The following is a 10,594-nucleotide window of genomic DNA, read 5'->3' on the forward strand; positions in this document are numbered from 1 at the left end:
CTTTTAAAAAGGAACATCGTCGTCATTTGCATTATTAAACACCTGATTGGCTGGAGGTAAATTATTTGTAAGATTATTGTATCCTCCTTGAGTTCTTGACTCTTCATTCATTGCAGAAAAATACATTCCTCCATCGGATAACATATCATCTTCCAAGTTGTCGAACTTACCAAATTGACCTAAGAATTTTAAACGAATATTATCCAATCCACCGTTTCTGTGCTTAGCAATAATAAATTCTGCTTGACCTTGAGTTGGAGTACGTTCCTCATCATCCCATTCATCAATTTTATAATACTCTGGACGATAGATAAAGGAAACGATATCCGCATCTTGCTCAATTGCTCCAGACTCCCTTAAATCCGATAATAACGGCCTTTTAGAAGTACCACGAGTCTCCACTGCACGAGATAACTGAGATAAGGCAATAACAGGGATATTTAATTCCTTAGCTAATGCTTTAAGGTTACGTGAAATAGTAGATATTTCTTGCTCACGATTTCCCCCTCCTTTTTGATTACCCCCAGCTGTCATTAATTGCAAGTAGTCAATAACAATTAGCTTAATGCCGTGTTGAGAAGCTAAACGTCTTGCTTTAGCACGTAAATCAAAAATGGACAAAGATGGCGTATCGTCAATATACAAAGGAGCGCGTTCTAAGTCTTTTACTTTAACGTTAAGTTGTTCCCATTCGTGTTTCTCTAATTTACCAGTACGTAGTTTTTCAGAGCTAAGCCCTGTTTCAGAAGATATTAATCGGGTAATTAACTGTACAGAGGACATCTCTAAAGAAAACACTGCTACACCTTGCCCAGCATCAATGGCAATATTTCTAGCCATTGATAAAACAAAAGCTGTCTTACCCATACCTGGACGTGCGGCGATAATAATTAAATCACTTGGCTGCCATCCCGAGGTTAATTCATCTAACTTATGAAAGCCTGTAGGTAAACCACTCAACCCTTCTTTGGTACTAATTTCTTCAATACGCTTCTTTGCTTGAGCTACTAAGGATTGAGCTGTTTCCGAACTCTTCTTAATATTTCCTTGAGTAACTTCATATAACTTAGCTTCGGCTTTATCTAAAAGATTAAAAACATCACTAGTTTCATCGTATGCTTCTTCAATTATTTCATTAGAAATTCTAATTAAACTACGTTGAATAAATTTCTGTAAAATAATACGGGAGTGGAATTCAATATGAGCAGAAGAGGTTATCTTTTGTGTTAATCCCACTAAATAATACTCACCTCCTACAGCCTCTAATTTACCGTTAGTACGTAGTTGAGAAGATACTGTTAAAAGATCAATTGGTTGGTTACCAACAAATAACTGATCAATAGCTTCAAAAATATATTTATGGGATTCTTTATAGAAAGCCTCAGGTTGTAAGATATCTATTACCTCATCAATTCCTTTTTTGTCAATCATCATTGCACCCAGCACTGCCTCCTCTAAATCAATAACTTGAGGTGGTAGTTTTCCTTTTTCAAAAGAAATAACTTCTTTTGAAAAAGACTTCATTGGGCGTATTTCATTTGCGTGTTCCATAATGCGAAAATAAGCCTTTTTTTAATTTTATTCACTGTAAAAAATAAAAATACTTAGAGCAAAAAAAATCCGAGATTAGATCTCGGATTCTTATTCATTAGTAAGAATAAGTACTTATTCTTTATATTCTCCCATATCGAAGTATTTCTCCATACGCTTATCTAAAAGCTTTTCTGTAGGTAATTTCTTAAGGTCAGCATATGTGTCTACTATATAATTTTTAACAGCTAAGAATGTTGCTTCTCTGTCTGAATGTGCTCCACCAAGAGGCTCAGCAATAATAGCATCTACTAACTTATTTTTCTTCATATCATAAGAAGTTAGTTTTAAAGCGTCTGCAGCTGTTTCTTTGTATTCCCAGCTTCTCCATAAAATAGAAGAACATGACTCGGGAGAAATTACAGAATACCAAGTGTTTTCTAACATAGTAACTCTATCTCCTACACCAATTCCCAATGCTCCACCTGAGGCACCTTCTCCTATAATAATACAGATGATAGGCACTTTAATACGGAACATCTCATAGATATTACGAGCAATAGCTTCTCCTTGTCCTCTTTCTTCTGCTTCTAAACCAGGGTAAGCTCCAGGAGTATCTATTAAAGTAACAATTGGCACATTATATTTTTCAGCCATTTGCATTAAACGCAATGCTTTTCTATAGCCTTCTGGATTAGCCATACCAAAATTACGATATTGTCTTGTTTTGGTATTATATCCTTTTTGTTGTCCAATAAACATAAAACTTTGATCTCCGATCTTACCAAGACCACCAATCATTGCTTTATCGTCTTTTACGTTTCTATCCCCGAATAACTCTAAAAAAGTATTTCCGCATAAAGCTTTAATATAATCAATTGTATAAGGTCTATTAGGATGTCTAGACAATTGAACACGCTGCCAAGCGCTTAAGTTTTTGTATATGCTCTTTTTTGTTTCTTCAAGTTTTGTTTCGATTTGTTTACAAGTCGTTGTTACATCAACATCAGACTCTTCACCAATCAAAGTACATTTTTTTAACTGCTCCTCAAGTTCTTTAATAGGAAGTTCAAAATCTAAATATTCCATTTACGAATAGGTTTTAGTTTCAATTACAATTTACAAAGATAAAAGTTTCCGCTAATAGATAAGCTATTTAACAGCAAGTTTTCTCTTTTTTCTATTTTTTAAAATTCCATTAGCTATAACAGTACTAAGAATTAAAGCTGCTCCAAAATAAAAAGTGGAGTTCATCGACTCAGAATCCTTAAATAATATCAGTGCTAATAAAATACCATAAATTGGTTCTAAGTTTATAGTTAACATTACTGTATATGGACTTAAGTCCTTCAGTATATAAACAGATCCCAAAAATGCAAAAGCTGTACAAAAGACTCCTAATATAAATAACCAAAACCAATCTTGGTAATTCACATCAAAAAACTCTAAAGTAAAACCTCCGCTAAAAAGTAAAACTAAGGATAAAATAATAAATCCACCTACCATTTCATAAAAGGTTATTAAATAGGCAGGACTATGTTCTACTAGTTTCGCATTAATAATTGAAAATAATGCAGAAAGAAAAGCAGCACATAATGCTAATACAATTCCCCCTACGAAATGTCCACTAACGCTAAATATAAGCCCTAGAGCTGCCATAACTACAAGTCCTAAAAAAACCTCATAATAAACTATCTTTCGTTTATAAAATATAGGTTCAAGGATAGAGGCAAAAAAAGCTCCTGTAGATAAACAGGCTAAAGTTACGGAAATATTAGATACTTTAATGGCCCAGAAGAAAGTCAGCCAATGTAGCGCAATAACCCCACCAGCGGCTAAAATTTGTAATAGGCGTTTTTTAGGTAATAGAAAACTACGCTTACCTAAAACAAAAACCAATACTAGGGTAATGATAGCAATAGCAATTCTATACCAAACCAAAGGCAAAGCACTTAAACTGATTAAGTGGCCTAAAATAGCTGTAAATCCCCATATAAAAACGATCATATGGAGATACATATAACTTTTTATCTTATCTGCGCGCATTATTTAATAGATAAATACCCAAAAGTCCAAATACTATATTTGGAATCCAAACAGCCAATAATGGCGGAATACTAGAAGCCTCTCCTAGTACACTAAATACTTTGTCAAAAAAGACATAGATAAAGGCTAAGGCTATACCGATTGCTAAATTCGCTCCCATACCTCCTCTTCTTTGCATAGAGGAAACAGAAACAGCAATAATGGTTAAAATAAAAGCCGATACAGGAATACTGTATTTTTTATATAAAACAATCAAATAAGTATTGATGTTAGAAGATCCTCTTAATTGTTCCTTTTTTATAAAGGCCTTTAAATTCTTTAAAGACATTGTCTCTGCTGCATATACAACAGGAGTTAAGTCATCTAAGTCAAAATCTAAAGCTATTTCCTTTTTATGAGCTTTTTCTAAAATATCGTCTTGGCTACCACTACCTACAGTTCTTTTGAAGTAATCATGTAGAATATAGCTACCCGTTTCAGGGTCCCATACAATTCTACTAGCGGTAACTTTACTCTTTAAAGTATTGCCATCCATTTCTTCTAAAAGAAAATCATAGCCTGTTTTACTTGCGAAAGAAAAACTACTCACATAGATAATCTCATTCTCACTAATTTGTCTGTAGACATTTTGAGATTCCCTTACTTCACTACGAGTAAGATATTTATAGCGAAAATCGTTATAACCTGCACTTGCCTTGGGTACGATAAAAATCGACATGATTAAAGCAAATACAGATACAATGGTTGCGCCAATAAAGTAAGGGCGTAAAAAACGATTAAACGATATCCCCGAACTCAAAATAGCAATAATCTCATAATTATTCGCCAACTTGGATGTAAACCAAATAATGGAAATAAATAAGAAAATTGGAAATAACATATTGGCAAAATAGATAGTAAAGTTTAAATAATACAACAATACCGCCTCAAGAGGTACGTTATTGTTGATTATTTTATTAATCCTATCTGAGACATCCACCACAATTCCGATGGGTACAAATAGCATTAGCATTACTGTAAAGTTTACCAAGTATCGTTTAAGAATATACCAATCGATAATCTTCATAACTTACTCTTTTGATCTTCTTTTTTATATTATAAACGTCTACCCATTTTTTGGACCATTGCATTTTTCCACATAGTGAAAGTTCCAGCGATGATCTGGCGACGTGCTTCTCTAACTAACCACATGTAGAATCCTAAATTATGGATAGTTGCGATTTGTTTACCTAAAGATTCATCCGCAGCAAATAAGTGACGTAAATATGCTTTAGAGTATTCTGTATCTACCCAAGTATAACCATTAGCATCAATAGGAGAAAAATCATCTGCCCATTTCTTGTTTTTAATATTGATTGTTCCTTCAGCAGTGAAAAGCATTCCGTTTCTTGCGTTACGAGTTGGCATTACACAGTCAAACATATCTACACCTAAGGCAATGTTTTCTAAGATATTTATAGGAGTACCTACTCCCATTAAGTATCTAGGTTTTTCTTTTGGTAATATATCACAAACAATTTCTGTCATTGCGTACATTTCCTCTGCAGGTTCTCCTACAGATAAACCTCCAATAGCATTTCCTAATGCTCCTGCATTTGCTATGTATTCAGCAGACTGCTTTCTTAAATCTTTATATGTACTTCCCTGAACAATTGGGAAAAAAGTCTGAGAATAACCGTAGTGCTCTGGTACTTTCTCTAAATGATTAATACATCTATCTAACCAACGGTGAGTACGATGCATTGATCTTCTTGCGTAATGATAGTCACATGGATATGGTGTACACTCATCGAATGCCATAATAATATCTGCACCAATGGTTCTTTGTACTTCCATTACACTTTCTGGAGAAAAGAAATGGTAAGAACCATCAATATGAGATTTGAACTTCACCCCTTCTTCTTTAATCTTACGATTAGCCGATAGAGAATACACTTGGAACCCTCCACTATCTGTTAGAATATTTCTATCCCAGTTCATGAATTTATGTAATCCTCCAGCTTGTTTTAAAATTTCCATTTTTGGACGTAAATACAAGTGGTAGGTATTACCTAAAATAATATCAGGATTTACTTCTTCTTTTAATTCTTTTTGATGAACCCCTTTTACAGTAGCTACTGTACCTACGGGCATAAAAATAGGTGTTTCAATTACACCATGATCTAAGGTAATTTTACCGGCACGTGCATTAGATTGTGCATCGGTATGTAATAAATCGAACTTCATATTAACTATTTACAACCAGCAAAGATAAAGCAAAACTATCGATGCATAAGTTTTTTATTTTATTTTATTGTTTTAAACTACTTTATTAAAATCTTCTAGATGATTTACCTAATAAAAGCCAAACTACAATTGGAGCCCCAAATAAAGAAGTAATAGCATTTATAGGTAAGGAAAAACGATCACTATTAATTTGGGTAAGGCTATCACAAATCAATAGGATAACAGGTCCTAATAAAAGACAAGATAATAGTAAAACCTTATGGCTACTTGTCTTAAAAATTAATCTTCCCATATGAGGTACTGCTAACCCAATAAAGGCAATCGGTCCTACAAAAGCAGTAGATGCCCCAGCTAAAAGCGCAGTGATTATTATAATGCTATTTCTTAGTTTTTTAACGGGTATTCCCATGGAGCTTGCATAATTATCGCCAAGTAAAATTGCATCTAAACTTCGAATAAGTCCAAAAGCACTAAAAAAGCCTATGCAGACAATAGCAAAAAAAATACCCAACACACTATAGGATAGATTTCCTAAGCTTCCCATAGACCAAAAGCTAAAGCGCTTTAAATCCTCTGCATTACTGAAATAACTAAGTATACTTATTATTGCATTGGTGAAGCTACCAAACATCAAACCTACAATTAAAATAGTAACTGTATTTTTTACTTTAGCACTCACCATTAAAACCAATAATAAAAGTAGAAAGCTTCCCAGTATACTTATAAAAGCTACCCCATAACTAGAGGTGAAAATTGCAAGTAAACCACTTGGCAAAAAGGATGCTCCTAAAAATAAAAAAGCCACTCCTAAGCTTGCTCCAGAACTTACCCCCAATATATAGGGTTCTGCAACGGGATTTCGAAACAAAGTTTGCATTAAAAGTCCACTAATAGATAGAGCTACTCCAACTAGTATTGCTGCAAATGCCTTTGGCAAACGGTAATTTAAAATAATATATTTCCAGGTAGACTTCACATTAAGATCTCCAACAAAAACTTGAAAGATACTTTTAAAGGGAATATTCACTCCACCAATAGAAATATTTATAATAAAGCATAATATCAGCACCACCAATAAAGCCAATAATATGCTTGCGCTCTTTCTACTCATAAGGAAGTTGTTTATAAAAAATAGGAGTATAGTCAGGGAATAACTCAGGGTGGAAAATTGCCGCTAGATCTTTTAAAACTAAATCTGGACGAGCTGGTCCTAATTCATAAAAAACGGTTCCACCATTTTTACCTTTAGTTAAAGCAAAAGAATATACTTTCTCGTTTTTAAATGCTGCAAAATTAGCATAATGCCCATTTGCCTCTTGCATTTGCTTTAATGTCTCAAAGGCACCTGGATTAATCCAAAATTCAGCATCCTTACCTTTATCTAATACTGCTTCAAAGCCCAAAGCTAAGCTACCACTACCTACAGAGTCTTTCCATAAATAATCTGCCTTAGCATCCTTAAAAAACTCAGCAGCCCAACTTTGTCCTTGTGGCAAATACCATACATCTTGATACATGGCACCACTTAATACACTTGGATAAGAAGATACCTCCTTTAAAGTGGCTAACACCTCTTTGTAATCAGCTTCTATTTGATTAAATAATCTACTAGCCTTATCTTGTTGATCATATAAGGCACCAAATACTTTTATCCATTCTGCTTTCCCTAAAGCTTGTTGTTCTACCCAATCCCCATTATATAATACAGGAATACCACTTTGTTCTATCGTTTGTAAAACTTTATTACTTGAATCCATAGTAAAGGCTACTAAAACATCTGGGCTTAAATCTAAAACCAATTCTGTATTTAAACTTTCATTAGCACCTAACTCCTTTATTTTATTGTTATCTATTAAGGTCCTGAAATTCTCAGAAGAGATATAATCTAATCCTGGAAATCCCACTAAAGAAGAACTTTGACCTAAAAGTTCAATACCTGGTAAATGAGTAGTCGAGGTAGCTACAATATTTTTAATAGGAATTTGAATACCTGCATATGACTTTAGTGAGTCTGGTATCTTGGTAATATCTTTATATAGGACATAGGTAAAATCTTGGTCCGCTCCTTGCCATGGTTGAGATACATTTAAAATAGAAAACTCTGGATAATTACGCAATGAAAAACCCTTTGCATAAAGTACTTGGTTTTCAAACTGTTCATGGCTATGGTTATCCTGTGTTGGCACAGTAATTTTGTTTTCACAAGAAACAAAAAATAACGCAAGAGCACTTACAACAAGCGTATAGTGTAAAAATTTCATAAGGTCGAATTAATTAAAAAACAAAAATAACCTTTATTTACAAATACTCTACTAAAATCCTTACTACTTGGCTCTACCCTACCACTATGTTAATTAATAGCTTATCTAAAAAAAACTTATTACTTTTACTTTATTAAATAAGCTTTTGTACCTTATATAGTAGTATTAAATCATTATATAAATAATTCCTTGTGCAAGGTCAAATAGCATATCGCATAAGCTAGATTCTAATTACACAAAGAAAAAACAGAGGAAGCATTTTAAACCATTTATATAAAAAATATGAAGAAAATTATAGCATATATAAAACTACTGGTTATTTTATTGTTTATCCAAGATAGTTGGGCTCAAGATAGTTTCACTAAATTCGATAATAGTAAGCAAGTCAATAGCTACCTGGTAAACAAAAAAATGTTCGATATGATGTCGAATGTTCAAATTGACCCCTCTAATACTAAAGAAAAGGCCTATTATGATGTTGTTAAAAACCTCAATAATCTAAGAGTATATTCCACCAAAGACAATGATGTAAAATCTCAAATGAAAGATGCTGTAAAGCAATATGTTTCAAAACAAAATCTAAAACTACACAGCAGTAAAAAAAGTGAACAGGCAATCATCACGATTTACCTAAACCAAGATGGAAATGATAAACAATTTTCTGACTACCTATTATTTAGTGAGTCAACCCTGCCTAACAAAGAACATATTATTTTTGTTATACAGGGAAAATTAAACAATAGTGATATTTCTACCTTAATTCAAAAAATGGATTTACCAATCAAAGATTTAATCCAATAAAAGAAACTACATATCGACATCTAGAAAAATCGATGGATAAATGACCAAAAAAAGCCATTAAGCTGTTATTTAAAACTTATAGCAAAAGTATACTTTTATTAAAAATGTACACGTAAACTACTGCAATAAATATAGAGCTTAAATTACCAACTAAAAAATAGTCATTTTGAATTTTATCATCAGGGGACTTTAACCTTGTCCCAATTTTCAACGCTCCAAATACAATCAAAATTGGAGTGACTCCAATAGCTAAACATATTGCAATTATAAGTCGCTCCATTACACCCTTAAATGTTGAAATATTTAAACATAAGAGAGTATCAGGAGAATTTACATCCTGCTTATTTGAGCCCTCTTTGGGAGCAAACTTTCTTTTCAAATATTTAAACCAATGCAGTGCAACAAAACACTCCCCTAATACACAAATTACTATAAATAGTATATATTTTAATATCATAGTTTTAAAGTATAACTTAAGATAAGTTCTTTTGCTGTTTTATATTCTTCGATATTTAGACTTTTATATCGTCTCCAGGCGCTTGAATTGTCTATTTGTAGCGAATGGGCTACTTCTTTATAATTTTGTCCTCTTAAGAATTCAGAGACCATTTTATAATCTTTAGGCTTCCAAGAATCGATATAACTTTCATACAAGAAAAATAAATCGTTTATAATTTTAGTAGAAATTATATCTTTATAAGACAAAAGCTTAAAGCGATTTGAACTTGTTTTTAAACTATTGAGGAGTTCTCTTGTATCACTTAAACCTTTACCTAACATTCCATACGCCACCTGGGGATTAATTTCAGTATCAATATCTCCAAAATTCACTACATATCTCAATTTAAGACTTAAAGAATGCTCCAGTATAAACTCTTCTAAAGAGAAAATTATCTTGAAACAAGATACCATATCCCCAATCACACCTTGAAACTCATCTCCTAAAGTGATCGTTAATGGCGATAATATCTCCATTTTGTATTTTTCATTGATATACTCAACTAGGTCTGTAAATTCAGTAATTAGTAAAGCTTGATCTACCCTACGGCTATCAATAATATCAGCCATCAATATAGTATACTTCATAATGCTTTTATTAGGCATGCTTAATTTATAATCATTATATAAAATGTATTCTATTTTCAACAATACAGCTTTTGCACTATAAATGCAAAAACACATTTATTGCGCTATATGTACAAAAACGCATTTATTGCACTATATCTGCAAAAACACATTTATTGCACTATATCTGCAAAAACACATTTATTGCACTATATGTGCAAAAACACATTTATTGCGCTATATATGCAAAAACACATTTATTGCGCTATATATGCAAAAACATATTTATTGCGCTATATGTACAAAAATACAACTTTTGCACTATATGTACAAAAATACATTTATTGCACTATAAGCTAATTAGTATGTTATTCCGACTCCAACACTACAAAACTAGGATCTAAACAATAGAATTTTAAATTAAAGAAGGGTATATTTTCTAGATGCATTTTGGTAAAAAGACAATACAAAGCAAACAGAAGGTAGTAAAATAGAATAGGAGGCTGAAGATTATTTCTTCAGCCGACCTTTCACACCACCCGGCATACGGTTCCGTACCAAGGCGGTTCTTAACTTTACGATACTTTTAAGTAGATGTCATTTAGAGATGGATAACCTGCTCGTCTTAGTACTTGCTTATTTAATGTAGTATGGAGGACAAAACT

The 10,594-nt window shown here is 32.7% G+C and carries 10 protein-coding genes; 1 reads left to right on the forward strand and 9 read right to left on the reverse strand.

Annotated elements, in window-relative coordinates:
• Positions 1–3: 3 nt before the first annotated feature.
• The 7 genes from dnaB to ACYSNX_RS02545 all read right to left on the reverse strand — a co-directional run bounded on the left by dnaB (position 4) and on the right by ACYSNX_RS02545 (position 8,063).
• A complete protein-coding gene (gene dnaB / locus ACYSNX_RS02515; protein WP_461753110.1) occupies positions 4–1,551 on the reverse strand; it encodes a replicative DNA helicase in 1,548 nt (515 codons plus the stop codon).
• A gap of 114 nt (positions 1,552–1,665) precedes the next feature.
• Positions 1,666–2,619: an acetyl-CoA carboxylase carboxyltransferase subunit alpha gene (locus ACYSNX_RS02520; protein ID WP_461753111.1), complete on the reverse strand. Its 954-nt coding sequence runs from the start codon at positions 2,617–2,619 to the stop codon at positions 1,666–1,668.
• Positions 2,620–2,682: 63 nt separating this feature from the next.
• Complete coding sequence (locus ACYSNX_RS02525; protein WP_461753112.1) at positions 2,683–3,576, reverse strand: DMT family transporter; 894 nt, start codon at positions 3,574–3,576, stop codon at positions 2,683–2,685.
• Positions 3,563–4,642, reverse strand: a complete 1,080-nt coding sequence (locus ACYSNX_RS02530) for an LptF/LptG family permease (RefSeq protein WP_461753113.1) — start codon at positions 4,640–4,642, stop codon at positions 3,563–3,565. The genes ACYSNX_RS02525 and ACYSNX_RS02530 overlap by 14 nt, the downstream gene beginning before the upstream one ends.
• Before the next feature lie 29 nt (positions 4,643–4,671).
• Positions 4,672–5,802, reverse strand: coding sequence for a tRNA guanosine(34) transglycosylase Tgt (tgt, locus tag ACYSNX_RS02535; protein WP_461753114.1), 1,131 nt, complete (start codon positions 5,800–5,802; stop codon positions 4,672–4,674).
• Positions 5,803–5,887: 85 nt separating this feature from the next.
• On the reverse strand, positions 5,888–6,913 hold the full coding sequence (locus ACYSNX_RS02540; protein WP_461753115.1) for an iron chelate uptake ABC transporter family permease subunit: 1,026 nt from the start codon (positions 6,911–6,913) through the stop codon (positions 5,888–5,890).
• On the reverse strand, positions 6,906–8,063 hold the full coding sequence (locus ACYSNX_RS02545; RefSeq protein ID WP_461753116.1) for an ABC transporter substrate-binding protein: 1,158 nt from the start codon (positions 8,061–8,063) through the stop codon (positions 6,906–6,908). The genes ACYSNX_RS02540 and ACYSNX_RS02545 overlap by 8 nt, the downstream gene beginning before the upstream one ends.
• Before the next feature lie 282 nt (positions 8,064–8,345).
• On the opposite strand from ACYSNX_RS02545, the gene ACYSNX_RS02550 reads away from it, so the two are divergent.
• The gene (locus tag ACYSNX_RS02550; protein ID WP_461753117.1) at positions 8,346–8,864 is read left to right on the forward strand and encodes a DUF4252 domain-containing protein; all 519 of its coding nucleotides are present in this window, start codon (positions 8,346–8,348) and stop codon (positions 8,862–8,864) included.
• A gap of 76 nt (positions 8,865–8,940) precedes the next feature.
• Here ACYSNX_RS02550 and ACYSNX_RS02555 read toward each other — a convergent pair whose 3' ends face one another.
• Both ACYSNX_RS02555 and ACYSNX_RS02560 read right to left on the reverse strand, forming a co-directional pair.
• Complete coding sequence (locus ACYSNX_RS02555) at positions 8,941–9,321, reverse strand: hypothetical protein (RefSeq protein ID WP_461753118.1); 381 nt, start codon at positions 9,319–9,321, stop codon at positions 8,941–8,943.
• Complete coding sequence (locus ACYSNX_RS02560) at positions 9,318–9,950, reverse strand: SatD family protein (protein ID WP_461753119.1); 633 nt, start codon at positions 9,948–9,950, stop codon at positions 9,318–9,320. Before ACYSNX_RS02560 ends, ACYSNX_RS02555 begins: the two co-directional genes overlap by 4 nt.
• Between the last annotated feature and the right edge of the window lie 644 nt (positions 9,951–10,594).

The organism is Myroides sp. LJL115 (genome assembly GCF_054871665.1).